General features: G+C 50.7%; 19 protein-coding genes and 1 pseudogene. 4 read left to right on the plus strand and 16 right to left on the minus strand.

Annotated features, from left to right (window positions below; translation table 11 throughout):
* Positions 1 to 19: 19 nt before the first annotated feature.
* The 8 genes and pseudogenes from AAIG39_RS11565 to AAIG39_RS11600 all read right to left on the minus strand — a co-directional run bounded on the left by AAIG39_RS11565 (position 20) and on the right by AAIG39_RS11600 (position 9857).
* Positions 20 to 2284 carry a ComEC family protein gene (locus AAIG39_RS11565; protein ID WP_343193908.1) on the minus strand — a complete coding sequence of 755 codons (2265 nt, stop codon included), beginning with the start codon at positions 2282 to 2284 and terminating at the stop codon, positions 20 to 22.
* A gap of 218 nt (positions 2285 to 2502) precedes the next feature.
* The gene (ihfB, locus tag AAIG39_RS11570; RefSeq protein WP_039078549.1) at positions 2503 to 2790 is read right to left on the minus strand and encodes an integration host factor subunit beta; all 288 of its coding nucleotides are present in this window, start codon (positions 2788 to 2790) and stop codon (positions 2503 to 2505) included.
* Positions 2791 to 3007: 217 nt separating this feature from the next.
* Positions 3008 to 4681 carry a 30S ribosomal protein S1 gene (gene rpsA, locus AAIG39_RS11575; RefSeq protein WP_047371052.1) on the minus strand — a complete coding sequence of 558 codons (1674 nt, stop codon included), beginning with the start codon at positions 4679 to 4681 and terminating at the stop codon, positions 3008 to 3010.
* Between the two features lie 111 nt (positions 4682 to 4792).
* Positions 4793 to 5476: a (d)CMP kinase gene (gene cmk / locus AAIG39_RS11580; RefSeq protein WP_090085612.1), complete on the minus strand. Its 684-nt coding sequence runs from the start codon at positions 5474 to 5476 to the stop codon at positions 4793 to 4795.
* A 171-nt stretch (positions 5477 to 5647) separates the two neighbouring features.
* Positions 5648 to 6406 (minus strand): annotated as a pseudogene (gene loiP / locus AAIG39_RS11585) (metalloprotease LoiP).
* Between the two features lie 153 nt (positions 6407 to 6559).
* Complete coding sequence (gene aroA / locus AAIG39_RS11590; RefSeq protein WP_343193909.1) at positions 6560 to 7843, minus strand: 3-phosphoshikimate 1-carboxyvinyltransferase; 1284 nt, start codon at positions 7841 to 7843, stop codon at positions 6560 to 6562.
* A gap of 70 nt (positions 7844 to 7913) precedes the next feature.
* Positions 7914 to 9002, minus strand: a complete 1089-nt coding sequence (serC, locus tag AAIG39_RS11595) for a 3-phosphoserine/phosphohydroxythreonine transaminase (protein ID WP_090085607.1) — start codon at positions 9000 to 9002, stop codon at positions 7914 to 7916.
* 162 nt (positions 9003 to 9164) lie between these two features.
* Positions 9165 to 9857, minus strand: a complete 693-nt coding sequence (locus AAIG39_RS11600; protein WP_343193970.1) for a YetF domain-containing protein — start codon at positions 9855 to 9857, stop codon at positions 9165 to 9167.
* Positions 9858 to 9994: 137 nt separating this feature from the next.
* On the opposite strand from AAIG39_RS11600, the gene ycaO reads away from it, so the two are divergent.
* The 4 genes from ycaO (at position 9995) to pflA (ending at position 16429) form a co-directional block, all read left to right on the plus strand.
* On the plus strand, positions 9995 to 11755 hold the full coding sequence (ycaO, locus tag AAIG39_RS11605) for a 30S ribosomal protein S12 methylthiotransferase accessory factor YcaO (protein WP_343193910.1): 1761 nt from the start codon (positions 9995 to 9997) through the stop codon (positions 11753 to 11755).
* Positions 11756 to 12162: 407 nt separating this feature from the next.
* Complete coding sequence (focA, locus tag AAIG39_RS11610; RefSeq protein WP_090085603.1) at positions 12163 to 13020, plus strand: formate transporter FocA; 858 nt, start codon at positions 12163 to 12165, stop codon at positions 13018 to 13020.
* Positions 13021 to 13075: 55 nt separating this feature from the next.
* Entirely contained in the window at positions 13076 to 15358 is a 2283-nt protein-coding gene (gene pflB, locus AAIG39_RS11615; protein WP_090085601.1) for a formate C-acetyltransferase, read from the plus strand.
* A gap of 330 nt (positions 15359 to 15688) precedes the next feature.
* Positions 15689 to 16429 (plus strand): pyruvate formate lyase 1-activating protein, encoded by a 741-nt coding sequence (pflA, locus tag AAIG39_RS11620; protein WP_249572957.1) that lies wholly within the window; start codon positions 15689 to 15691, stop codon positions 16427 to 16429.
* Between the two features lie 38 nt (positions 16430 to 16467).
* Here pflA and AAIG39_RS11625 read toward each other — a convergent pair whose 3' ends face one another.
* The 8 genes from AAIG39_RS11625 to lolA form a co-directional block, all read right to left on the minus strand.
* A complete protein-coding gene (locus AAIG39_RS11625; RefSeq protein ID WP_090086036.1) occupies positions 16468 to 16956 on the minus strand; it encodes an anti-virulence regulator CigR family protein in 489 nt (162 codons plus the stop codon).
* A gap of 133 nt (positions 16957 to 17089) precedes the next feature.
* The gene (locus AAIG39_RS11630) at positions 17090 to 18238 is read right to left on the minus strand and encodes an MFS transporter (RefSeq protein ID WP_090085597.1); all 1149 of its coding nucleotides are present in this window, start codon (positions 18236 to 18238) and stop codon (positions 17090 to 17092) included.
* 277 nt (positions 18239 to 18515) lie between these two features.
* Positions 18516 to 19379, minus strand: coding sequence for a dimethyl sulfoxide reductase anchor subunit family protein (locus AAIG39_RS11635; protein ID WP_090085595.1), 864 nt, complete (start codon positions 19377 to 19379; stop codon positions 18516 to 18518).
* 1 nt (position 19380) lies between these two features.
* Positions 19381 to 19998 carry a DMSO/selenate family reductase complex B subunit gene (locus AAIG39_RS11640; protein ID WP_343193911.1) on the minus strand — a complete coding sequence of 206 codons (618 nt, stop codon included), beginning with the start codon at positions 19996 to 19998 and terminating at the stop codon, positions 19381 to 19383.
* Between the two features lie 10 nt (positions 19999 to 20008).
* Entirely contained in the window at positions 20009 to 22453 is a 2445-nt protein-coding gene (gene dmsA / locus AAIG39_RS11645) for a dimethylsulfoxide reductase subunit A (protein ID WP_343193912.1), read from the minus strand.
* 194 nt (positions 22454 to 22647) lie between these two features.
* The gene (gene serS / locus AAIG39_RS11650; protein ID WP_090087143.1) at positions 22648 to 23940 is read right to left on the minus strand and encodes a serine--tRNA ligase; all 1293 of its coding nucleotides are present in this window, start codon (positions 23938 to 23940) and stop codon (positions 22648 to 22650) included.
* A 93-nt stretch (positions 23941 to 24033) separates the two neighbouring features.
* Complete coding sequence (rarA, locus tag AAIG39_RS11655; protein ID WP_090087141.1) at positions 24034 to 25377, minus strand: replication-associated recombination protein RarA; 1344 nt, start codon at positions 25375 to 25377, stop codon at positions 24034 to 24036.
* A 9-nt stretch (positions 25378 to 25386) separates the two neighbouring features.
* On the minus strand, positions 25387 to 25998 hold the full coding sequence (gene lolA / locus AAIG39_RS11660) for an outer membrane lipoprotein periplasmic chaperone LolA (RefSeq protein ID WP_085006010.1): 612 nt from the start codon (positions 25996 to 25998) through the stop codon (positions 25387 to 25389).
* Positions 25999 to 26085 lie beyond the last annotated feature (87 nt).

Consider the following 26085-nt stretch of genomic DNA (forward strand, 5'->3'; position numbering starts at 1 on the left):
GTTGAAATAGCCGCATATTCTACCCGTTATCTCCAGGTACGCCAAACCACTGATGATACCAACGTGGGAAAATTTGCTCACGTAAGCTCAAGATTTTCCAACCTTGCCGCGAGAATAAGACTGTTATTTGTCCATGATGAGGCGTATCAAACCACCGGTAAGCCTGTTGCTGATAACGCTTTTTCACTTTTGCTGACGGTAAATGCCAGTTGTTGTAACGCGATGCAGACGCCAGCGCCACTTTTCCATTCACCCTCTGAATAAAAGGGAGCGTGGAAGAGGTGTTACTGCCATGATGAGGCACCTGGATAAGTGTAGCCTGGAGATACTGCCAGTAATGGCTCATCATCCCCATTTCCCCTGCGGTTTCAATATCTCCCGTCAGTAGTATGCTCTGTTGCCCGTCATCAACTTTGACCACGCATGAACGATCGTTTCCCTTCATTTGTGTGTCTTTGAGAGGCCAGTGTGCGGTGAAGGCGAGTCCCTGCCATTGCCAGCTTTCACCGCGAAAACAGGGCTGATGACTGGGCCAGCCTAATGGACTTTTAACCCATAGCGATGGCCAGTCGATAAGAAGCGTATTAAGCCCGCCGCGATGATCGAGATGTTCATGGCTGAGGATAATGCCTTCCGGTTGCAGATGATGCCAACGTAACCATGGAGTAATCAGTTGTTGCGCGCTGTCCCCTCCCGGCCAGGCAAGCCCGGTGTCGTACAAAATAGCCTTGCCATTGCGCTCAATGACCATCGCCAGCCCTTGTCCTACATCAAGCATATGTACGGCCCAGTCACCGTCGCGATAGATCTGCCGAAAAGGGAACAGCAATAGGATGATTGCCGTACAACCGACAGCAGGAAAAGAGCGCCAGCAGCGCAATTTTCCCATGATAAGAAAAAGCCAGGGGAGGCAGGCTAACCCAAGCCAGCGTGCATCGACATCAAGCCAACCGTACGGCAAGCGTTGCAGAGACCAGAACAGAACCGCAAGAGAACCATCAGCCAGAGACCAGACAAATGATTCAACACTTTGCAGGCCGAACGGATGCAGTAGCATACCGACAAGGATGAGTGGGACGGTGAGAAAAGTAACCAGCGGTACAGCGATTAAATTCGCCGCCATTGAGCTCAGGCTTATGCCGTGAAACGACAAAATCTGCAGCGGCATCAGCAATAATGTCATGCCGGCCTGGATGTAGAGAAGGTCGCTGAGAACCCGACGCCACCAGCAGAGATTGCGTATCCGTAATGGGAGCCATTGATACCAAAAAATCAGTGCCGCGACGGCGAACGCAGACAGCCATAAACTTTGTGATAACACAGCGATAGGGTCGATAAACAGTATGCCGGCAATGCAGCACAGCCAGACCTGCCACGGTGTCCACAGGCGTCCCGACAGACGTAGCACCGCCCATATCACAATAGAGAGCGTCGTTCGAAAAGCAGGTGGCTGCATTCCCGTTAACCCGGCGTAACCGATAGCGCAGACCACACCAATTAATAACGGTAAATGCCAGTTAATTCGCCTTGTGGGTAAAAAACGCTGCACGCCCCTTGCCAGTAATACGCCAAGCATTGCCGTCAGCGCAATGTGCAGACCGGATATCGCCATCAGATGAGCGGTACCCGTCTGACGCATAATATCTTTTACCTCACGATCCAGTACAGAACGCTCGCCAAGCCCCAGCGCCAGAATGACCGCTCTCCAGGGGTACGTTTCCAGATACTTGCTCAGCGAATCCAGGTACTGACCGCGCCAGCTACATTGAGCATCCACAATCTGTGCATTAGTAAAACGACCGGTCAGCGGTAAATGCGACGACAACGCGTGACGCTGAGTGTCAAACCCTCCATCATTCAGTTGCCCATGTACTGGCCGCGCTCTTATCGTCATATCCCACTGCTGGCCAATGCACACCGGCTGCGGCAGGTATTCGCCGTAGAGCGTTATACCTGCTGCGGGGATTATGCGTTTACCTTCCAGATGAGTGATATCAGCGTAGTGTGTTGTTGCGTGATCGGTCCCGGTAATCACCACCCTCACCTGCCGATTCGCCCCCGGCAAATGTTGAGTTGGCCAGATAGCCTGTAATGCTGCTAACAATCCCCAGGCGAAAAACAGCACCGTAAACCCTGTATAACGAATGTAGCGCTGATGTCTGCTGGCCAGCAGACATCCTGCAACAATTATCATCCAGACATATTCAATTTCAGGCAGTGCGGGGAGAAATAATAGTGGCAATATGCCTACGTTCAGGCACAACGCTAGCGCAGGTAATGGCATGCCCACCTCCTTGTTACGGTAAGTGTGACTGGCGTTGCGCAAGCCGTCTGGCATGATTTTCTGGTTTTGCGGCAAAGGTGGACAGTTCTAAACGAACTTGCAACCGAAGACACGCATTTTGCGAGCAGCTTTCCAGGAGGAAGGAGGAAGGAGATAAAAATGAAAAAAGCACCTGTCGGTGCTTTTCACGATGATTAGGTTTCAATCCAGATTAAAACTTAACCTTCATAAATATTGGCGCGGTCACGCAATTCTTTACCCGGCTTAAAGTGCGGAACGTATTTTCCTTCCAGATCCACTTTATCGCCCGTTTTCGGATTACGCCCGGTGCGGGGTGCACGATAGTGCAGAGAAAAACTGCCGAAACCGCGGATCTCAATACGCTCACCCTGGGCAAGAGTAGAGGCCATATGCTCCAGCATCTCTTTGACCGCGTCTTCCACGGCTTTCGCGGGAATGTGCGATTGCTGGCTGGCAAGTCTTTCAATCAATTCTGACTTGGTCATGATTCCTCCGGTTTCCTTCAGGGCAAATTAGCTTAACAGCTTGAACAAGGGCGGCCGTAGCCGCCCTTTGTGCTTGATTACAGGACGAAATCTGTAATCTGTCAAGTATACTCATCATACTTCGCGTGTCAGACACGATTGCTTTGCAATATCGCCCCGGTAATTTACCGAGGCGATGTACTCACAGCCGTCTGGCAGTCCAAAGTATGGCGAAATATTACTCGCCTTTAGCTGCTTTGAAGGCTTCTGCCATAGCGTTGGAGAAGTTACCGTCTTCCTGTTTGTTGTTAACAGTTGCGATAGCATCTTTCTCGTCAGCTTCGTCTTTAGCGCGAACAGACAGGCTTACTACACGGTTTTTACGGTCAACGCCGGTGAATTTAGCTTCAACGTCATCGCCTACGCTCAGAACCAGAGTTGCGTCTTCAACGCGGTCACGGGATGCTTCAGAAGCACGCAGGTAACCTTCAACACCGTCAGCCAGTTCTACGGTTGCGCCTTTCGCGTCAACTGCAGTTACTTTACCGGTTACGATCGCGCCTTTCTTGTTCAGAGCAACGTAGTTGTTGAACGGATCTTCTGCGAGCTGTTTAACACCCAGGGAGATACGTTCACGCTCTGCGTCAACCTGCAGAACAACAGCTGCGATTTCGTCGCCTTTTTTGTATTCACGAACTGCTTCTTCGCCTGCAACGTTCCAGGAGATGTCAGACAGGTGAACCAGACCGTCGATGCCGCCATCCAGGCCGATGAAGATACCGAAGTCAGTGATAGACTTGATTTTACCTTCAACACGGTCACCCTTGTTATGGGTTTCCGCGAACTGCTGCCACGGGTTAGCTTTGCACTGTTTCAGGCCCAGAGAGATACGACGACGTTCTTCGTCGATATCCAGAACCATAACTTCCACTACATCACCAACGTTAACAACTTTGGATGGGTGGATGTTTTTGTTGGTCCAGTCCATTTCAGAAACGTGAACCAGACCTTCAACGCCTTCTTCGATTTCAACGAAGCAGCCGTAGTCAGTCAGGTTGGTTACGCGACCAGTCAGTTTAGTACCTTCCGGGTAACGTTTAGCGATAGCTACCCATGGATCTTCGCCCAGCTGTTTCAGGCCGAGGGATACACGAGTACGCTCGCGGTCGAACTTCAGCACTTTAACAGTGATTTCGTCGCCCACATTAACGATTTCGCTCGGATGCTTAACGCGTTTCCATGCCATATCAGTGATGTGCAGCAGGCCGTCAACGCCACCCAGATCAACGAATGCACCGTAGTCAGTGAGGTTCTTAACGATACCTTTAACTTCCATGCCTTCCTGCAGGTTTTCCAGCAGTTGATCACGTTCTGCGCTGTTCTCGGATTCGATAACGGCACGACGAGAAACAACAACGTTGTTACGCTTCTGGTCCAGCTTGATTACTTTGAATTCAAGCTCTTTGCCTTCCAGGTGCAGCGTGTCGCGAACCGGACGAACGTCTACCAGAGAACCCGGCAGGAACGCGCGAATACCGTTCAGCTCAACAGTGAAGCCGCCTTTGACTTTGCCATTGATAACACCGGTAACAGTTTCAGCTTCTTCGTACGCTTTTTCCAGCGTGATCCAGGCTTCGTGACGTTTAGCTTTTTCACGGGACAGCAGGGTTTCACCGAAGCCGTCTTCTACTGCATCCAGAGCAACGTCAACTTCGTCGCCAACCTGGATTTCCAGTTCGCCCTGGGCGTTTTTGAACTGCTCAGCCGGAATGGCAGACTCAGATTTCAGACCAGCGTCAACCAGTACTACGTCTTTGTCGATAGCAACAACAACACCACGAACGATGGAACCCGGGCGGGTTTCGATTTCTTTTAAGGATTCTTCAAACAGTTGAGCAAAAGATTCAGTCATGTTTAATCTTCAGGTTAATATTAACGTCCACCTGGCTCCGTGCCGGATGGGGTTGTTTCACATACCCGCCGTCAATCCTTTGCAGCGGGGGTACTGCTAATTCTGTCGCAATTACGCGAGTGCCAGTTTTTGGCGCGCATATTGTAGCGCTTTTTCAATCACTTGCTCAATAGTTAAACTGGTAGAATCCAGCACTAACGCATCTTCTGCAGGAACAAGTGGGGCGACGGCGCGACTGCGATCGCGGTCATCGCGCTCTTTTATCTCGGATAAAAGGCGATCAAAATTAACACTAAACCCCTTTTCCTGCAACTGTAGCATGCGGCGGTGCGCACGCTCTTCCGAGGAAGCGTCAAGGAAAATTTTCACTGGCGCATCAGGGAATACGACGGTCCCCATATCGCGGCCATCCGCAATGAGGCCCGGCGCTTCACGAAAAGCGCGTTGACGACGTAACAAGGCCTCGCGCACGCGAGGGAAAGCCGCAACCTGCGATGCCGCATTAGCGACTTCCTGCGTACGGATCTCACCGCTCACGTCCTCACCTTCAAGGATCACTTCAAGGTTGCCGTCAGTCGAGACAAAACGTACGTCAAGATGCGCTGCCAGCGGGACCAGTACGTCTTCTGAGGTGACATCAACATGGTGGTGCAGTGCGGCCAGCGCCAGCACACGATAGATTGCGCCTGAATCCAGTAGATGCCATTGCAACGCTTCCGCCATTGCCTTGCACAGGGTGCCTTTCCCCGCACCGCTAGGCCCATCAATGGTGATTACCGGGGCAATTGCCGTCATCTTTTTCTCCTTCATAAAGGCATACCGTTAACGTGAACGCCGCGCATTATACGCTGCAACGCCAATGACCGTTACTACCTGGCATAAATAACAGGATTAATCGTGCTGAGTGGAGAAGGTTTGCGCAATTATAGAGGGCTGGAAGAATACCAGCCCGAAAGTGACAATTATTTACTTTTTATCTGCGGCGATACGATCACGAATGTGTTGCGCGCGCTCCGCTGATGGCGGGTGAGAATCAAATAACGATTTCGCATGGCCGGAATCCATTTGCGCCAGCTTCTCGAAGCTGGTCACCAGGCCCTGTGTTTTGATGCCGCGTTTTTTTAGCAAGTCATAGGAAAAATCATCTGAATCTGACTCCTGGCTGCGGGAAAAGGCGGAATTGATAACACCATTAGCCAAATCACCCAGTTGTGAGCGGGACAGTTGCGCCGCAACGCCGCTGGTAGCAGAAATGGCATCGCGGGCAGCAAGCGTCGCGTATTCCGCCTGCATGGCTTTCTTCGAATGGCCCAGCGCCACATGTCCCAGTTCATGCCCTAATACTGCTTCGACTTCGTTATCAGTCATCAGATCCATCAGGCCGCTGTAGACGCGGACGCAGCCGTTGGCCATAGCCCACGCGTTCACATCCGAGGTTAAATAGACTTTATAAGTAACAGGTATGCCGTCGATATTGTTGCCCAATGCTTTCGCTATTGTATTCAAGCGTTTTGTATATTTACTTGATGCGCCCGCCACTTTGTTGGTGGTGTCCATTTGCTTGCAGGCATCGCTCGACAGCGCTTTTACATCTGCATCTGATAATGTCGCCGCTTTGAAGGCAGAGACGCCCGAGCTGGCGAGCATATTTGCGTTCATATTCTTTCAACCCACCAGTACCACTGCAGCCACGGCTAATGCCATAAGTTTTTTTGTATGTGTCATGTGAATCATCCGTTGATTAAACATATAAAACATAAATAATTCATAAGCTTAAATAAAGCTAACGTGCAAAAATAACATTCAACGGAGAAGACAGCAAGGCGAAGAAATCAACAACGCCGACAGATGTCGGCGTCAAAAACTGCAGGAAAAGAATCAGGCCAGCGTACTAATGCGCGCCAGTTGTTCGAAGTAGTCAGGAAAGGTTTTGGCCGTACATTTCGGATCGAGGATAGTGACAGGTATATCCGACAACGCCACCAGAGAGAAACACATTGCCATACGGTGGTCATTATAGGTGCCAATTTCCGCATATTGGATATGTGCAGGTGGGGTCACGCGAATAAAATCTTCGCCCTCTTCCACCTCAGCGCCCACTTTACGAAGCTCTGTAGCCATTGCAAAAAGACGGTCAGTTTCTTTAACGCGCCAGTTATAAATGTTACGCAACGTAGTTGTACCGCGAGCAAAGAGTGCCGCCGTTGCAATCGTCATCGCTGCATCCGGGATATGATTCATATCCATATCAATGGCGTTCAATTCTCCGTGCGTACAGGAGATAAAATCCTCACCCCAGACAATCTGTGCCCCCATTTTTTCCAGTACATCGGCAAAACGAATATCGCCCTGCACGCTGTTGCGCCCAATACCGGTAACTTTGACCGTGCCGCCTTTAATCGCGCCAGCTGCCAGGAAATAGGAAGCAGAAGAAGCATCACCTTCCACCAGATAGTGGCCTGGGGAGGAGTACTGCTGATTACCACGCACGACAAAGCGCTGATATTGCTGATTTTCGACTTCAACACCGAAGGTGTGCATCAGATGCAGCGTAATGTCGATATAGGGTTTGGAAACCAGGTCTCCTTTAATGGAGATGACGGTATCCTGGGTTGCAAGCGGAGCAGTCATCAGCAATGCAGTTAAAAACTGGCTCGATACGCTACCGTCAACCTCAACGCAGCCGCCGCTGAACCCGCCGCGCAGACGCAGAGGCGGATAATTTTCCTGTTCCAGATAATCAATCTGCGCGCCGCCCTGACGTAGCGCATCCACCAGATGACCAATCGGACGCTCTTTCATGCGTGGTTCGCCGGTCAGGACAATATCATTGCTGCCAAGGCACAGCGCTGCTGCCAGCGGGCGCATTGCCGTACCTGCATTACCCAGGAATAACTCCAGAGGTTTTTCTGCGGCTAACGGCCCGCCGATACCCGTTACTTCACAGCGGGTACGATCCGCAGACAGCGTAAAGGAAACGCCCAAAGCATTGAGCGCATTGAGCATATGGCGTACATCATCGCTGTCAAGAAGATTGGTCAGAACGGTGGTGCCCTGTGCAAAGGCGGCCAGCAACAAGGCGCGGTTGGAAACACTTTTTGAACCAGGCAGATTAATCGTGCCATCTACCCGCGCGATGGGTTGTAACGTCAGGGATTCCATGAAACTCAACTCTCAACAAACAGAATAAAAAAACCCCGCAGCCAGGCTACGGGGGTGTAAGGCAAGCCAATTAGCCGTGGCGACGTTCGAAGTCAGCCATAAAGTCAGTCAGCGCTTTTACGCCTTCCAGCGGCATTGCATTATAGATGGAGGCACGCATGCCACCGACTACACGGTGACCTTTCAGTGCATGCAGCCCCGCAGCCAGCGACTCTTCAAGGAAAATTTTGTCCAGTGAATTGTCAGCTAACTGGAACGGAATGTTCATGCGAGAACGGTTCGCTTTGGCAACATCGTTACGGTAGAAATCGCTTTTATCAATCAAACCGTACAGCAGGTCAGCTTTTTGCTGATTAATACGATCCATGGCCGCAACGCCACCGTTGTTTTTCAGCCATTTAAACACCAGACCAGCCAGATACCAGGCAAATGTCGGCGGCGTGTTAAACATTGAATCATTTTCCGCCAGGATGGTGTAATCCAGAATTGAAGGGCAAGATTGATGCGCTTTACCCAGCAGATCCTCACGAACGATAACCAGCGTTAAGCCAGCCGGGCCGATATTTTTCTGCGCGCCTGCATAAATCACGCCATAGCGGGAGACATCCAGTGGAGTGGACAGAATAGTGGAAGAGAGATCTGCCGTTACAACCACATCTGACGCAAAGTTCGGTGTTTCATTGATGGCAATACCGTCAATGGTTTCGTTCGGACAGTAGTGCAAGTAGGCGCTGTTATCACTGAGTTGCCACTCGCTCATCGGCTTCACGCCACGCAGGCCATCGACGGAGATTTTTGCGTCAATAACATTAGGAGAGCAGTATTTTTTTGCTTCTTTGATTGCGCTCGCCGCCCAGTAACCTGCATCAACATAATCTGCAGTGGTCTTATCACCCAGAATATTCAACGGAATGCCGGCAAACTGACCACGGCCGCCACCATGGCAGAACAAAACTTTGTAGTTCGAGGGAATATTCAGCAGATCGCGAAAATCCTTTTCTGCTTCCTCAGCCACCTGAATAAATTCTTTACCACGGTGGCTGATTTCCATCACCGATGTACCAAGACCGTGCCAGTCACAGAGTTCCTGTTGAGCCTGTTTAAGCACATCCGCCGGTAACATTGCCGGACCTGAACTGAAATTAAAGACCTGAGCCATTTCCCCTCACCACGCTAAAAGCAATAAGTTATAACAGTGGATATCGGTTTTATCATTCAGTGACACGCGCCGCAATGTCTAAAACTTATGACCCAAAAAATGCGCTCGTTGTCACACAAAACATTCTCCCGTCTAATCGTCATAAAACCGACATAATGGCTATCAAGTCACCCGAATTCCACGGCTGGCCTTCGACCATTCTGGATTTGCACAGCGCGGACATAATTGATGGCAACCCGCTGGCATAGCAATGATTTTACCGCACTGTACGCATGCATAATCTCCCGCTTCAGGTATGGTAGTGAAACGCTCAGAAAACGCCTTAGGTAAAATACACAGACCCGGTTTTACATCTTCATCAGCATAGTAAAAGACGCTAAGTTGCCCATTGGTCTCCAGGAGAGCCAGCCTCACCTGCCCAAGATGATCAACACCGCGGATTCGTAGCTCCATGAAGAATTCAAATTCCGTCATGTTCTGCTTATCTAATTTCTCCCAGACAAATTCCCCTTCGTGAATAATGATGGCAGGCTTGCCTTCCAGTAAATCTTCCAGTTTCTCGCTATGAGTCATGAACCACATCACTAAGCGGTACAGCACAGCGAGGGTAACAAATACCACCAGTACCGGAAGCATTGGCACATCGTCATAAAACGCAACGTCGCCTGCCGCAGAGCCTAGTGTCAGGATGATTAATACTTCAAATAGCGACATCTGACGCACGCCGCGCCGCCCCGTAATTTTCAGAAATATAAAGACCAAAACAAAGGTATAAAGGCTGCGAAGCGCAACTTCGCCCAGAAACTCCAGAGGAACCTTATCCAGCGCCATGCGGTGGAGATCAAACGCTTTCATTTTTTTATGTCCGAACAATAAGTTAGTTCCATTAATGATAGCCAAAAGTTTTATTTCCGCAGACCGGGCCCCGAAGATAGCGTCAGTCACGTAAAACCCGTATCATTGCCCGCTTTACGTACAAAAAAGTGACTGCTATGACGCAAACCTATATTCCCGGCAAAGACGCCGCACTGGAAGATTCCATCGCTCGCTTCCAGCAAAAATTGCTCGATCTCGGCTTCAATATTGAAGAAGCCTCCTGGCTGAACCCGGTACCTAACGTCTGGTCCGTCCATATTCGCGATAAAGACTGCGCGCTGTGTTTTACCAATGGTAAAGGCGCGACCAAGAAGGCGGCACTGGCATCCGCGCTGGGTGAATATTTTGAGCGTCTGTCCACCAACTATTTCTTTGCCGATTTCTGGCTGGGTGATGACGTGGCTAACGGTCCATTTGTCCATTACCCAAATGAGAAGTGGTTCCCGCTGACCGAAGACGACACTCTGCCGGAAGGCATTCTCGATTCGCGCCTGCGTGCATTTTACGATCCGGAAAACGAGCTGACGGCAGGTATGCTGATCGATCTGCAGTCCGGCAACGAAGCTCGTGGAATTTGCGCCCTCCCCTTTACCCGCCAGTCAGATGAACAAACCGTCTATATTCCAATGAATATCGTCGGTAACCTGTATGTATCTAACGGCATGTCAGCGGGTAATACCCGTAATGAAGCTCGCGTACAGGGGCTGTCAGAGGTTTTTGAACGTCATATTAAAAACCGCATCATCAGCGAACGCATCAGTCTGCCTGAGATCCCGGCAGATGTACTTGCACGTTATCCTGGCGTTGTGGCATCCATTGAGAAGCTGGAAGCCGAAGGTTTTCCGATTTTTGCTTATGACGGCTCGCTGGGCGGCAAATATCCGGTCATTTGCGTGGTTCTGTTTAACCCGACTAACGGTACCTGCTTCGCCTCTTTCGGCGCACATCCGGACTTTGGTGTGGCGCTGGAACGTACCGTGACTGAACTGCTCCAGGGGCGTAGCCTGAAAGATCTGGATGTCTTTACCCCGCCAACGTTTGATGATGAAGAAGTCGCAGAACATACCAACCTCGAAACGCACTTTATCGACTCCAGCGGTTCGATCTCCTGGGATCTCTTTAAGCAAGATGCGGACTATCCGTTTGCTGACTGGAGCTTTGCCGGAACAACCGAAGAAGAGTTTGCCACCCTGATGGCCATCTTCAATGCAGAAGATAAAGAAGTGTACATCGCCGACTACGAGCATCTGGGCGTCTACGCCTGTCGTATTCTGGTTCCGGGCATGTCCGATATTTATCCGGCAGAAGATCTCTGGCTGGCAAACAACAGCATGGGTAGTCATCTGCGCGAAACTATCCTCTCTCTGCCAGGCAGCGAGTGGGAGAAAGAAGATTACCTGAATCTTATTGAGCAGCTCGATGAAGAAGGCCACGACGATTTCACCCGCGTGCGTGAGTTACTGGGCGTTGCGACCGGTAAAGACAATGGCTGGTTTACGCTGCGTATTGGCGAACTAAAAGCAATGCTCGCGCTAGCGGGTGGCGACCTGGATCAGGCGCTCTCATGGACGGAGTGGACAATCGAGCTCAACGGCTCGGTATTCAGCGCTGAGCGCATCAATTACTACCGCTGCCTGCAAACGTTGCTGCAGCTGTCTCAGGAAGAAGAGCGCCAGCCGCTGCAATATCTGAACGCTTTTGTGCGCATGTACGGTGCGGACGCAGTTGAAGCGGCAAGTGCGGCGCTAAGCGGTGAAGCGCCCTTCTATGGTCTGCAGGCAACTGATGGTTCGTTGACGGCGTTCCCGGCGCACCAGGCGTTGTTGGCAGCTTACGAAAAATTACAACGGGCCAAACGTGCCTTTTGGTCGAATTAACGACAAGTAACACGACAATCTGTAGGCTTAATCACAGGTCTACGTTATATTACGGGGCAATTTCATTGCCCCTTTTTATTTATATTTCGGCAATGAGTGCCAATTGTAATAATTAAGTTAACCATGGGTGAATATATTCATATAAACCCAGGGATTATTGTTACTCTTTATGGTAATTACCCCATTTTAATTAACTGTTGTCTGGGAGGCCGCATAAAAAAATTCAACTGTAATTGCAAAGTTTAAACTTTATTTTTACTTTTAAAATCAAAAAGTTACTCCGCATTTGCTGAAAAACCATGCACTTTGCGGTCCTATAAGCCAGGCGAGATATGATCCATATCAAATCCTCTTCTATAATGCTTTGTTAGTATCTCGTCGCCGACTTAAATAAAGAGAGAGTTAGTGTGAAAGCTGACAACCCTTTTGATCTAATACTTCCAGCTGCGATGGCCAAAGTTGCCGAAGAAGCAGGTGTCTACAAAGCAACAAAGAAACCGCTGACAACGTTCTTTTTGGCGATTACAGCAGGGGTCTTTATCTCCATCGCGTTTGTTTTTTATATTACTGCCACCACTGGGACAGCCTCAATGCCGTACGGCATGGCTAAATTAGTTGGTGGGATATGTTTCTCATTAGGGTTAATTCTTTGCGTCATCTGCGGCGCAGACCTTTTCACATCAACTGTGTTGATCGTGGTGGCGAAAGCCAGTGGACGTATCACCTGGGGCCAGTTGGCTCGTAACTGGGTCAACGTTTATATCGGTAACCTGTTTGGTGCATTGCTCTTTGTGCTGCTGATGTGGTTATCCGGTGAATATATGGTAGCGAATGGCGGCTGGGGCTTGAATGTCCTGCAAACAGCCGACCACAAACTGCACCATACCTTTATTGAAGCTGTCGCACTGGGTATTTTGGCGAACCTGATGGTCTGTCTGGCCGTATGGATGAGCTACTCAGGTCGCAGCCTGACAGATAAAGCATTGATTATGGTTCTGCCGGTGGCCATGTTCGTTGCCAGCGGTTTTGAGCACAGTATCGCAAACATGTTTATGATTCCGATGGGTATCGTAATCCGTCACTTTGCAAGCCCGGAGTTCTGGACCGCTATCGGCTCCAGCCCGGAAAGTTTTTCTCACCTGACTATTACAAATTTCATCACCGATAATCTGATTCCGGTAACAATTGGGAATATCATTGGTGGAGGATTGTTAGTTGGGTTGACATACTGGGTCATTTACCTGCGTGGCGATAATCATCATTAATTGATGGTTGTTTCAGGCAGTAAATAAAAAATCCACTTAAGAAGGTAGGTGTTACATGTCCGAGCTTAATGAAAAATTAGCCACAGCCTGGGAAGGTTTTGCGAAAGGTGACTGGCAGAAAGAAGTCAACGTACGCGACTTTATCCAGAAAAACTATACCCCTTACGAGGGTGACGAGTCCTTCCTGGCTGGCGCGACCGAAGCGACCACCACGCTGTGGGACAAAGTAATGGAAGGCGTTAAACAGGAAAACCGCACTCACGCGCCTGTTGACTTCGACACCTCTGTTGCTTCTACCATCACCTCTCACGATGCTGGTTACATCAACAAAGCGCTTGAGAAAATCGTTGGTCTGCAGACTGAAGCGCCGCTGAAACGTGCGATTATCCCGTTCGGTGGTATCAAAATGGTTGAAGGTTCCTGCAAAGCGTACAACCGCGAGCTGGATCCGGCCCTGAAAAAAATCTTCACTGAATACCGCAAAACTCATAACCAGGGCGTTTTTGACGTTTACACCAAAGACATCCTGAACTGCCGTAAATCTGGCGTGCTGACCGGTCTGCCAGATGCCTATGGTCGTGGTCGTATCATCGGTGACTACCGTCGCGTTGCACTGTACGGTATCGACTTCCTGATGAAAGACAAATACTCCCAGTTCCTGTCTCTGCAATCTGACATGGAAAACGGCGTAAACCTGGAAGCGACTATCCGTCTGCGTGAAGAAATCGCTGAACAGCATCGTGCCCTGGGTCAGATCAAAGAGATGGCCGCTAAATACGGTTGCGATATCTCTGGTCCGGCAACTACCGCTCAGGAAGCTATTCAGTGGACTTACTTCGGCTACCTGGCTGCTGTTAAATCCCAGAACGGCGCAGCAATGTCCTTCGGTCGTACTGCGACCTTCCTCGACGTGTACATTGAACGCGATCTGAAAGCAGGCAAAATCACCGAGCAAGAAGCGCAGGAAATGGTTGACCACCTGGTCATGAAACTGCGTATGGTTCGCTTCCTGCGTACCCCTGAGTATGATGAACTGTTCTCTGGTGACCCGATTTGGGCAACTGAATCTATCGGCGGTATGGGTGTTGATGGCCGTACTCTGGTTACCAAAAACAGTTTCCGTTTCCTGAACACCCTGTACACCATGGGGCCGTCTCCGGAGCCGAACATCACCATTCTGTGGTCTGAAAAACTGCCACTGAACTTCAAGAAATTTGCTGCGAAAGTCTCCATCGATACGTCTTCTCTGCAATATGAGAACGATGATCTGATGCGTCCGGACTTCAACAATGACGACTACGCTATCGCTTGCTGCGTAAGCCCGATGGTTGTTGGTAAACAAATGCAGTTCTTTGGTGCTCGCGCTAACCTCGCGAAAACCATGCTGTATGCCATCAACGGCGGCGTTGATGAAAAACTGAAAATGCAGGTTGGTCCTAAATCTGAACCGATCAAAGGCGATGTGCTGAACTTCGATGAAGTGATGGATCGCATGGATCACTTCATGGACTGGCTGGCTAAACAGTACGTCACTGCACTGAACGTTATCCACTACATGCACGACAAGTACAGCTACGAAGCCTCTCTGATGGCACTGCACGACCGTGACGTTATCCGTACTATGGCGTGTGGTATCGCAGGTCTGTCCGTTGCGGCTGACTCCCTGTCTGCTATCAAATATGCGAAAGTTAAACCGATTCGTGATGAAGACGGTCTGGCTATCGACTTCGAAATCGAAGGCGAATATCCGCAGTTTGGTAACAACGATGCACGTGTAGATGATCTGGCTGTTGACCTGGTAGAACGTTTCATGAAGAAAATTCAGAAACTCACTACCTACCGCAACGCTATCCCGACTCAGTCTGTTCTGACCATCACTTCTAACGTTGTGTATGGTAAGAAAACCGGTAACACCCCGGATGGTCGTCGTGCTGGCGCGCCGTTCGGACCAGGTGCTAACCCGATGCACGGCCGTGACCAGAAAGGTGCTGTTGCCTCTCTGACCTCCGTTGCAAAACTGCCGTTCGCTTACGCTAAAGATGGTATCTCTTACACCTTCTCTATCGTTCCGAACGCGCTGGGTAAAGACGATGAAGTGCGTAAAACCAACCTCGCAGGTCTGATGGATGGTTACTTCCACCACGAAGCGTCCATCGAAGGTGGTCAGCACCTGAACGTGAACGTGATGAACCGCGAAATGTTGCTTGATGCGATGGAACATCCGGAGAAATATCCGCAACTGACCATCCGTGTATCTGGCTACGCAGTACGTTTTAACTCCCTGACTAAAGAACAGCAGCAGGACGTTATTACCCGTACTTTCACTCAGACCATGTAACTGGTGTAACCCAGGAGATTTCGGGCGCATCAAGGCGGCAAGAAGAGCACAAAGCCCGATGAGCTTACTAAAGTAAGTGGATTCGGGTGAGTAAATGAAGCCAACAAGGATGAAGCCTGAAAGACGACGGGTATTGACTGAAATCGCGATTTAAAAAGCGTACAATAAAGGCTCCACACAAGTGGGGCCTTTTTAACACCGCTTGCCAGTCTGCTTTGTCAGATATCTATACTTAAACCATGGATATCAGCCAAAATAGACTTAAACATAGCCGATGAGCTGTGCATCAATACAGGCCCCGGATGGGCCACATCTGGAGAATACACCGCAATGTCAGTTATTGGTCGCATCCACTCCTTTGAATCCTGTGGCACTGTTGATGGCCCGGGTATCCGTTTTATCACCTTCTTCCAGGGCTGCCTGATGCGTTGCCTGTATTGCCATAACCGCGATACCTGGGACACTCATGGCGGCAAAGAAATCACCGTCGAAGAGCTGATGAAAGATGTTGTGACCTATCGTCACTTTATGAATGCGTCCGGCGGTGGCGTGACAGCTTCCGGTGGGGAAGCCATTTTGCAGGCGGAGTTTGTTCGCGACTGGTTCCGAGCCTGCAAAAAAGAGGGTATTCATACCTGTCTCGATACCAACGGCTTTGTTCGCCGTTACGATCCGGTGATTGATGAGCTGCTGGAAGTGACTGATCTGGTGATGCTCGATCTCAAACAGATGAATGATGAAATTCATCAGGATCTGGTGGGTGTCTCTAACCACCGTACGCTGGAGTTCGCGAAATACCTCGCGAATAAAAATATTAAGGTCTGGATCCGCTACGTTGTTGTACCGGGCTGGTCCGACGATGACGACTCCGCGCACCGCCTCGGTGAATTTACCCGCGATATGGGCAATGTCGAGAAAATCGAACTGCTGCCTTACCATGAGCTGGGTAAACACAAATGGGTGGCGATGGGTGAAGAGTACAAACTTGATGGCGTTCATCCGCCGAAGAAAGAGACCATGGAGCGCGTGAAAGGCATCCTGGAACAGTACGGTCATAAAGTGATGTACTAATTTAAATAATAACGCCCGGTTCCCCGGGCGTTATTATTTTATTTGAATACACCATTAATAATTGCCGTTACGACAGCGGTACTTAGCGCCACCAAAACTAAGTCGTCGCCTACAATTCGCCATTCATATCCCGGATAGGATGGTAACTGCCCCAGCATAGAAGCGGGCACCGTTTTCTTCGCAATACCTGGCGGTAGTGCTTTACCGCGCGCAACGTTTTTTGCGATTCCCGGCGGCAAAGAGTCATAGCCCGTCAAACCATAATTCACGGCCAGCGTACGCGCACGGTCATAGCTGACATTCACTGAAACATCGTTACCGTCTTTTTGTTTAGCAGGTTTGTGTTGATTATTTGCCGAATGATTTCCGTTATCGCCATGTGAGCCGGAATTACCATGGTTGCCATTATTGCCCTGCCCTCCGCCATTACCATTCCCATTACCAGGATTAGCCATAGCAGGTATTGATACGAGGGAACACGCGAGAAAAACAGCCAATGCGGCAGTATTGAAACGACGGAAAGACATCATGATGGAAGCCTTCTTAAAGTGAGTCCAGGCGCAGAATATCTGAAATATCCAGCTGGTCACAATAGTGACAATTCCCATAATGGGGAATTTTCGTCTGTCAGGAAAAAAGCCTGCTTATGCAGGCTTAAAATCAGGCATGCGCCACTGGCGTTGGATGCTCACCAGCTTTACGCATCAGCATAACCAGATAGATAAACGATACGCTGGCAATCATGATAAACAGCAAGCTGTCGGAATAGCTTTGCATTAACATTGCGGTCAGTGTTGGCCCTAACAGGCTGCCTACCGTATAGCTCAACAGCAAAGCCTGGTTCATCGCCACCAGCTGATGGTATTCAACTTTTTCACAGGCCCACGCCATCGCCACCGGATAGAGCGTAAAACCGGCTGTACCCAGTACAAACAACGCGGGAGCCATTGACGCATTGCTGAGCATTGCGAAACAGCCGAGGATCACAACAAAGACCTGCACACGCAGCACCAACAGTCGGCCAAAACGATCGGCCAGACGACCAATTGGCCATTGCCCGATGATCCCGGAACTCACCATTAACGCCATCCAGAACCCAATCCCCGCATCACTGACACCTTTATGGTTCAGATAAAGCGGCATCAACCCATACAAGGAACCCAGAATGATACCGGAAATAATGCAACCGTTAACGCCAAGCCGCGCCTGTCGCAGGCGGAACATAGGCCAGATAGCCGTAGTACCGTGAGACTCATCGCGCTGTTCCATAATGCGCGTGAAGAGTAACGGTAAAATCCCCGCCAGTATTAACCCCACAGCCCAGGGCAGCACATGCATCAGTTCAGTGGATAGCTTACTTACCATCAACTGACCAAGCACCGTGCCCACATAATAGACCATCATGTAGGCCGCCAGTAAGCGTCCGCGATTACGGGATGTGCCACTGCACATCAATGCGCTTTCCACTACGACCCAAATCATTGCGCAACCGATACCCGCAATGAAACGCCAGCTAAGCCAGCTCCAGAAACCCACATTAAGCCCCAGGCCAGCGCAGCCAATCGCAAAAATGATGGATGCAATGTAATAACTGCGGTTAAACCCAAGCCGCTGAATCACACGCCCGGTCAGCAGCGTCCCCAGTAAGTTACCGGTAAAATAGGAAGAACCGACCATACCAACCTGCCACGTAGGCATGTTTTCATGAGCGAGCCAAAGCGGGACGAGCGTGTTGAGCACTGCAATTGCCAGCGTCAACAACAGCAAGCCACAGAGCAACAACAGCACTGGGCGCGTATAAGTGGGCATGGGTAAAAACCGTGAGGAAGTTCAATATTCGTGCGCATCATGCCACTGGCAAAAACATTGTCAATCTACCACTTTTATCCATCAGTACGTTTTACACCTGGACGATATATAAAACTAATCCAGCAAAGTTTCCGTAGGGTTAAAAGTTTAATTACATGATTGATTAGACTGGCTTATGTCAGAAACAGGCCGACAGGGTTCAGTTGAAAAAATTCATGATGATTTCTTGTGAAAACAGTCCCGAAAAGCCGGGACTTCCGCCCCGGCTGTTACAACGTTATCCTGCCACCGCCATACCTACGGTCATGTGCAAGCCGTAAAAAACACCGCGACCAATCATTTCCCCCACCAACACCAGGACAAATGCCAGGCTCAGTAACGGAATCGCAGGGTAGTGGCCTTTCAGTTGCGGCCCCACCCAGCATACTACTGCCAGGACCAGAGCAGCGACGCGCCATGCCATTAATGCCCCGTAATCCGGTACCAGCGCAGAAGCCTGCTGGACGGAACTGTGAATAGACGCAAGTTCGCTTCCCTGCATCACCACGACAACCATACTGGCAACGAGTGCGAGTAAAGTAATCACTGGCAGCAGTCGCATTGCCCAACCTTCAACGCCTACTATACGCAGTAACAAATAGCCAAGTAGCGGGCCGCCAATGAGCAGCGTCAGGAAGAAACTGAGCGGCGTCCAGAGCGTGTACCAGGTCGGTACCGTATCAATGGTGTTATATACACGCACCATCATCCAGACAAACACTACGCCCAGCAATGCCGTCGCAATAAGCCAAAGCTGGCGCGCTCCCTGCGGCAGTTTCCCTGCCATAGCCAGTAGCCAACCGATACCACCGACGGCAAAAAACAACGATCCTGAGGCGATTTCATTGCTTAGCGCCGAAGAGCCGACCCGGTTGAGGGAGTTCAGCGCCCGCACTGGTGTGCCGAGATGCAACATTGATGCGATAAAACCAATGCCCATCAATACCCACAGACCAAACATCACGCGGACAATACGTTGCTGTGTTTCAGAGTGAACATCTCCTTTAAGGAGCGCCACAGCCAGTACAATGAAGCCACCCACCACACACTGACCAAGCACAGTGAAGATCATCAGCGGCCACTCATGCCATCCGTTTCCCATCTCACACCTCCAGCGGATTTGCCAGGTAGCCGGTCGTATCCCCTGTCGGGCGGCTATTGGCGTTAGGTTTAATCACGATGCACGGCTTCGTGAAGTGCGAAGCAGGGAGCGGGGCGACAGCTGCCAGCTCCCCGTGCTTTTTACGCAGCTCTTCAATCGGCCCGAAATCCAGCGCGCGTAACGGGCAGGATTCCACGCAAACAGGTTTATGGCCTTCGGCGACACGGCTGTAGCAGCCATCGCACTTGGTCATATGACCTTTTTCCGCGTTGAACTGCGGCGCACCGTAAGGACAGGCCATATGGCAGTAACGGCAACCGATGCAGATATCTTCATTCACCACCACGAAACCATCTTCGCGTTTATGCATCGCCCCGCTGGGACAGACTTTGGTACAGGCCGGATCCTCGCAGTGGTTACAGGCGATAGAGAGGTAATAGGCGAAAACGTTCTGGTGCCAGACGCCGTTATCCTCCTGCCAGTCTCCCCCCGCGTATTCATAAATGCGACGGAAGCTGACATCCGGGGTTAAGTTCTTGTAATCCTTACACGCCAGCTCACAGGTTTTGCAGCCGGTACAACGTGCGGAGTCGATATAAAATCCATATTGCGTAGCCATCTCTTACTCCTTACGCCTTCTCGACCTGAACGAGGTTGGTGTGCGACGGATTACCTTTCGCCAGTGGCGAGGGACGCTGAGTCGTCAGGACGTTAATGCTACCAGCCTGATCTATACCTTTCGCATCCGGCGCATACCAGGCACCTTCGCTCAACGCGACTACGCCTGGCATCATGCGCGGCGTCACCTTCGCCTCAATATGGACTTCGCCACGATCGTTAAAAATGCGTACGCGATCACCATTGCTTATCTCGCGTTTGCGCGCATCAATCGGGTTGATCCACACCTCCTGCCGACAGGCAGCTTTCAATACATCAACGTTGCCATAGGTTGAGTGCGTACGGGATTTATAGTGGAAGCCGGTAAGCTGTAAGGGGAATGTTTTACTCAGCGGATCGTTATAATTCTCGAACCCGGGGGTATAAATCGGCAGCGGGTCGATAACATCACCTTCCGGCAATTCCCAGGTTGCTGCGATCGTTGCCAGCGCTTCCGAATAGATCTCTATCTTACCTGACGGTGTGGTCAGCGGATTAGCATGTGGATCCTCACGGAACCCTTTATAGGCGACGTAGTGCCCATCCGGATCGCGCTGTTTGAACATCCCCTGCTGACGGAAAGTATCAAAATCAGGCAAATCCGGGATCGCTTTGCGCGAAAGTGCGTGCAAGTGACGCATCCACTCTTCCTGCGTGCGACCTTCAGTAAACTGCTGCTCAACCCCAAGACGTTTTGCAAGTCCGGACATCATGTCATAAATGGTCTTGCATTCGAAACGAGGCTTAATGACCTGATCATTAAAAATGACGTAAGACATATTGCCGCAGGAAGCATCCAGCGCGAAGTCCATCTGCTCAGATGCCGTACAATCTGGCAGCAAAATATCGGCATATTTTGCTGATGAGGTCATATGGCAATCAATCACCACAATCAGCTCGCATTTTTTATCATCCTGCAGAATGCTGTGCGTACGATTGATATCCGAATGCTGATTGATGAGGCAGTTACCGGCATAGTTCCAAATCATCTTAATCGGCACGTCCAGCTTATCTTTGCCACGTACACCGTCACGCAGTGCCGTCATTTCCGGCCCTCGCTCAATGGCATCCGTCCACAAAAACATGGAAATGCTGGTTTGTACCGGGTTATCCAGTGTCGGCATCCGTTCAAACGGCAGATCATACGACCCCTCGCGCGCGCCAGTATTGCCGCCATGGATCCCGACATTGCCCGTCAAAATAGCCAGCATGGAAATCGCACGAGTTGCCATCTCACCGTTGGCATGGCGCTGTGGCCCCCACCCCTGGCTGATAAATGCAGGCCTGGTGCTACCGATTTCTCTTGCCAACTTCACAATACGCTCTGCTGGAATACCGGTAATTGTCGAAGCCCACTCAGGCGTCTTGGCCACACCATCTTTGCCTTGCCCAAGGATATAGGCTTTGTAATGACCATTGGCAGGTGCGCTGGCAGGTAATGTTTTTTCGTCGTAGCCAACGCAATATTTATCAAGGAATGGCTGATCAACGAGGTTTTCCGTGATAAGTACCCATGCAATACCGTTTACCAGCGCGGCGTCGGTCCCGGGACGAATGGGGATCCACTCATCTTCACGCCCCGCACCAGTGTCGGTATAGCGCGGATCGATGATGATCATTCGGGCATTCGATTTTGCCCTCGCCTGTTCAAGGTAATAGGTCACCCCGCCACCGCTCATACGCGTTTCGCCAGGATTGTTACCAAAGAGCACGACCAGTTTGCTGTTTTCGATATCTGACGGACTATTACCATCCGCCCAACCACCGTAAGTGTAATTAAGCCCCGCAGCAATTTGTGCCGAGGAGTAATCGCCATAATGGTTAAGGTAACCGCCACAGCAGTTCATCAGGCGCGCCACCAACGTTTTTCCTGGCGGCCATGAGCGCGTCATCGTCCCGCCCAGCGTTCCGGTACCATAATTCAGATAGATGGATTCGTTACCGTAATCTTTAATAAGACGCGTCATATTCTGCGCGATCGTATCGTAAGCCTCTTCCCAACTGATTTGCTCGAATTTACCTTCACCGCGTTTGCCAACGCGCTTCATCGGATATTTCAGACGATCGGGGTTATAGACACGACGGCGCATTGAGCGGCCACGCAGACAGGCGCGAACCTGATGCAACCCCTCGTAGTTATCATCACCGGTGTTGTCAGTTTCTACGTATTTAATTTCGCCATCCACGACATGCATGCGCAGCGGGCATCGGCTGCCGCAGTTGACCGTGCAGGCACTCCAGACAACTTTCTCACTGGTGGAAGGTTGGGAAATCGCGTCAGCGGCGCTGACGAGTCGGGAAAAAGGTAAAGTGAAGGCGCTTCCTGCCGCCGCGAGCCCGCCAATAGCGGTGGTCCTCATTAGCCCACGTCGACTCACCTCCACACCGAGTAGTGTATCGGGGGTCTTAGTTTTCATATGTACTCACTTTGCTCACAAAATTTAAAATGTGAAATCGTTATATATTTTTTTATATATCGCAATCTCAACTTTTTAGTGTTTTATTCTGATCCAGCAAGGCGAGTATTAACCATAAAAAAAACAGGCTTATTGTCGAAAATCAAGATGAGCAAAAAAAAGCGCCCGGAGGCGCTTTTTATAAGACAGGAATCTTAGCCGATATACTCAAGGCCGCGCATGTAAGGGCGCAGGACTTCCGGGATCTCAATGCGACCGTCGGCTTGCTGATAGTTTTCCAGCACGGCAACCAGAGTACGGCCGACCGCCAGTCCGGAACCATTCAGGGTATGTACCAGACGCGTTTTCTTATCGGATTTGCTACGGCAACGAGCCTGCATACGGCGCGCCTGAAAGTCCCAGACGTTGGAGCAGGAGGAGATTTCGCGATAGGTATTTTGCGCCGGAACCCACACTTCCAGGTCAAACGTTTTGCAGGCACCAAATCCCATATCACCGGTGCAGAGTGCAACACGGCGGTATGGCAGACCGAGCAGTTCCAGCACTTTTTCTGCGTGACCAGTCATCTCTTCCAGTGCGGCCATTGAATCTTCGGGACGAACAATCTGTACCATCTCGACTTTATCAAACTGGTGCATACGGATTAAACCACGCGTATCACGACCATAAGAACCGGCTTCCGAACGGAAGCACGGTGAATGCGCCGTCAGTTTAATCGGCAAGTCGTCTTCATCGATGATTTCATCGCGAACAAGGTTAGTCAGCGGCACTTCTGCAGTCGGAATTAGAGCATAGTTACTGCTGTCAGCTTCTTCTTCGAGTGGACGCGTATGGAACAGATCACCCGCAAATTTCGGCAACTGACCCGTACCGTACAGCGTGTCCTGGTTAACCAGATACGGAACATAGGTTTCGCTATAGCCGTGCTGCTCGGTATGCAGGTCAATCATAAACTGCGCCAGTGCACGATGCAGGTGAGCAATCTGACCTTTCATCACCACAAAACGGGCACCGGTTAGTTTAACGGCTGCAGCAAAATCCAGCCCCGCATGCATTTCGCCGAGCGAGACATGATCGCGGATTTCAAAGTCGAACTTACGCGGCGTACCCCAGCGTTTCACTTCGACGTTGTCGTTTTCGTCTTTACCAACAGGAACGCTATCATCCGGAATATTTGGGATGGCCAGCGCGATATCACGAATTTCCGCCAGCAACGTATCCAGCTCGGCTTTTGCCGCGTCCAGTTGTTCACCCAGTTTATTAACTTCCAGGCGTAATGGCTCAATGTCTTCCCCGCGCGCTTTCGCCTGGCCGATGGATTTCGATCGCGAGTTACGCTCTGCCTGCAGGTTTTCGGTGTTCACCTGCAAAACCTTGCGACGTTCTTCAAGAGCGCGCAATTTATCTACATCCAGCTTAAAGCCCCGGCGTGCCAGTTTTTCTGCGACTGCGTCTGGCTCGGTACGCAGCAGATTGGGATCGAGCATGCTTATCCTGTGCTTATCGAATTGAAAAAATGAGAAAGTGACCGCAGCCTGCGGCCACAGAGATACACCGACAACATTACCGCAACGCCACTCTCAGCGATAGCGTTTTGTGGGGCTTTTATGATCCTGTTCAGCGAGCCAGGTGAGCTTTTCGCCAATCTTGCCTTCAAGACCTCTGTTTGTCGGATGATAATAACGTGTTTGTGCTAGCTCTTCGGGAAAATAAGACTCGCCAGCCGCATAGGCATTGGGTTCGTCATGGGCATAACGGTACTCCTGACCATAACCCATATCTTTCATCAGTTTGGTTGGCGCATTACGTAAATGTACGGGAACATCGTAATCCGGACGTTCGCGCGCATCAGCCAGTGCGGCTTTGAAGGCGGTATAAACCGCATTACTTTTCGGGGCACAGGCCAGATAAACTATCGCCTGCGCAATGGCCCGTTCACCCTCAGCAGGCCCCACCCGGGTGAAACAATCCCAGGCCGAAATGGCAACCTGCATCGCACGCGGATCGGCGTTGCCAACATCCTCTGACGCAATGGCCAGACAGCGGCGCGCCACATACAGCGGATCACCTCCGGCGGTGATAATACGAGCGTACCAGTACAACGCCGCATCCGGCGCGCTGCCGCGTACCGACTTATGCAGCGCAGAGATTAAATCGTAGAAACGGTCGCCTTTGTTATCAAAACGCGCGCTGCGCTCGCCAGCAATCTCCGTCAAAAGCGATGGCTGAAGGACGCGCTTACCAGAATCATCCAGCTCGGCCATGTCCGCCATCATTTCAAGAGTATTGAGCGCACGGCGGGCGTCGCCGTTGACCAGTTCCGCAATCGCGCGACGGGTTTCATCCGGCAGAGAAATATCCTGACCGCCATAGCCCCGTGTCTTATCGTCCATCGCTTGCGTTAATACCTGCTCAATATCTTCTGTAGTCAAGGATTTCAGCAGATAAACACGCGCACGAGAGAGCAAAGCGGAATTGAGTTCAAACGAGGGGTTTTCAGTGGTAGCACCAATGAAGGTGATGGTACCGTCTTCAATATGGGGTAAAAAGGCATCCTGCTGGCTTTTGTTAAATCGATGGACTTCATCGACAAACAGGATCGTGCGACGTCCAGCATTGCGATTTTGCCGGGCACGCTCAATAGCTTCCCGGATCTCCTTCACGCCCGATGTGACCGCGGAAATGCGTTCAACGTCGGCACTGGCATAGCGCGCAATTACCTCTGCAAGCGTCGTTTTTCCCGTTCCGGGCGGCCCCCATAAAATCATCGAATGCAGATGACCAGCTTCAATCGCCCGAGGCAGGGGTTTGCCCGGTGCCAGCAGGTGTTGCTGACCTATATATTGCGCCAAATTTTCTGGCCGCATACGAGCGGCCAGAGGTTGAAACGCATTGTCGGAAAAATCGAGCGACAGATTGCTCACGCACGCCTCTTACTTACGTTGATCGTCAACCGTTACGCCTTTTGGCGGAGTAAAGGTAAACTTAGTCGCATCTACCGAGCCATTTTGCTGGGCTTTTAGCTGGTAGCTACTTTTCTGATCATCCTGCTCAATCGCGCTGAACTGATGGATTGTGCCATCGCGGTCAACATTGATCGTGAACTGTTTAAGGTTGCCATTGCTGCTTTTGGGTGTCAGTACAAAATCATCGCCGTTCTGCTGAATATTGTACTGCTGCCAGTCGCTACTCTGGTTACGCGCTATCAACATAAAGGGAGTGTTGCTGGTGGCATCTTTCAGCCAGGTTGCTGTAGCCTGCTCAACAAACGGGTTATAGAACCACAATGTTTTCCCATCGGATACCAGGACACTCTCATCAGGTTGCGTCATATGCCAGTTGAATAGATTTGGACGCTTGACCCACAAATCACCCTGACCTTCCTGCACAGCCGCACCGCTTCCGTCCGTCACTTTTTGGGTAAAGCTTGCATGGAAACTGCTCACTTTATCGAGACGGCTTTTCAGATCGCCGGAAGCATCCGCCCATACGCTACTCACCATAAAGCTGCCAAGTAAAGCACAGGTTATCGCGATTTTTTTCATTGTTTTTCCTCAAAACGTCACTCCCGATACGGGAGAACACTTCTGTCACTCTAAAAGCTCATCGCCACAAGCGACAGAAGAAAATAC

Origin of the sequence: Phytobacter palmae (assembly GCF_039409775.1) — a bacterium.
Lineage (GTDB): Bacteria > Pseudomonadota > Gammaproteobacteria > Enterobacterales > Enterobacteriaceae > Phytobacter > Phytobacter palmae.

What these genes read in the sequence shown, in the direction of transcription:
- AAIG39_RS11600 (WP_343193970.1), bottom strand. Translation starts at nt 9,857, where the DNA reads ATGAAAGCGTTTGATCTCCACCGCATGGCGCTGGATAAGGTTCCTCTG.
- serC (WP_090085607.1), bottom strand. Translation starts at nt 9,002, where the DNA reads ATGGCTCAGGTCTTTAATTTCAGTTCAGGTCCGGCAATGTTACCGGCG.
- AAIG39_RS11625 (WP_090086036.1), bottom strand. Translation starts at nt 16,956, where the DNA reads ATGTCTTTCCGTCGTTTCAATACTGCCGCATTGGCTGTTTTTCTCGCG.
- AAIG39_RS11565 (WP_343193908.1), bottom strand. Translation starts at nt 2,284, where the DNA reads ATGCCATTACCTGCGCTAGCGTTGTGCCTGAACGTAGGCATATTGCCA.
- AAIG39_RS11640 (WP_343193911.1), bottom strand. Translation starts at nt 19,998, where the DNA reads ATGGCTACGCAATATGGATTTTATATCGACTCCGCACGTTGTACCGGC.
- AAIG39_RS11630 (WP_090085597.1), bottom strand. Translation starts at nt 18,238, where the DNA reads ATGCCCACTTATACGCGCCCAGTGCTGTTGTTGCTCTGTGGCTTGCTG.
- dmsA (WP_343193912.1), bottom strand. Translation starts at nt 22,453, where the DNA reads ATGAAAACTAAGACCCCCGATACACTACTCGGTGTGGAGGTGAGTCGA.
- aroA (WP_343193909.1), bottom strand. Translation starts at nt 7,843, where the DNA reads ATGGAATCCCTGACGTTACAACCCATCGCGCGGGTAGATGGCACGATT.
- pflA (WP_249572957.1), top strand. Translation starts at nt 15,689, where the DNA reads ATGTCAGTTATTGGTCGCATCCACTCCTTTGAATCCTGTGGCACTGTT.
- cmk (WP_090085612.1), bottom strand. Translation starts at nt 5,476, where the DNA reads ATGACGGCAATTGCCCCGGTAATCACCATTGATGGGCCTAGCGGTGCG.
- serS (WP_090087143.1), bottom strand. Translation starts at nt 23,940, where the DNA reads ATGCTCGATCCCAATCTGCTGCGTACCGAGCCAGACGCAGTCGCAGAA.
- ihfB (WP_039078549.1), bottom strand. Translation starts at nt 2,790, where the DNA reads ATGACCAAGTCAGAATTGATTGAAAGACTTGCCAGCCAGCAATCGCAC.
- ycaO (WP_343193910.1), top strand. Translation starts at nt 9,995, where the DNA reads ATGACGCAAACCTATATTCCCGGCAAAGACGCCGCACTGGAAGATTCC.
- lolA (WP_085006010.1), bottom strand. Translation starts at nt 25,998, where the DNA reads ATGAAAAAAATCGCGATAACCTGTGCTTTACTTGGCAGCTTTATGGTG.
- rpsA (WP_047371052.1), bottom strand. Translation starts at nt 4,681, where the DNA reads ATGACTGAATCTTTTGCTCAACTGTTTGAAGAATCCTTAAAAGAAATC.
- AAIG39_RS11635 (WP_090085595.1), bottom strand. Translation starts at nt 19,379, where the DNA reads ATGGGAAACGGATGGCATGAGTGGCCGCTGATGATCTTCACTGTGCTT.
- pflB (WP_090085601.1), top strand. Translation starts at nt 13,076, where the DNA reads ATGTCCGAGCTTAATGAAAAATTAGCCACAGCCTGGGAAGGTTTTGCG.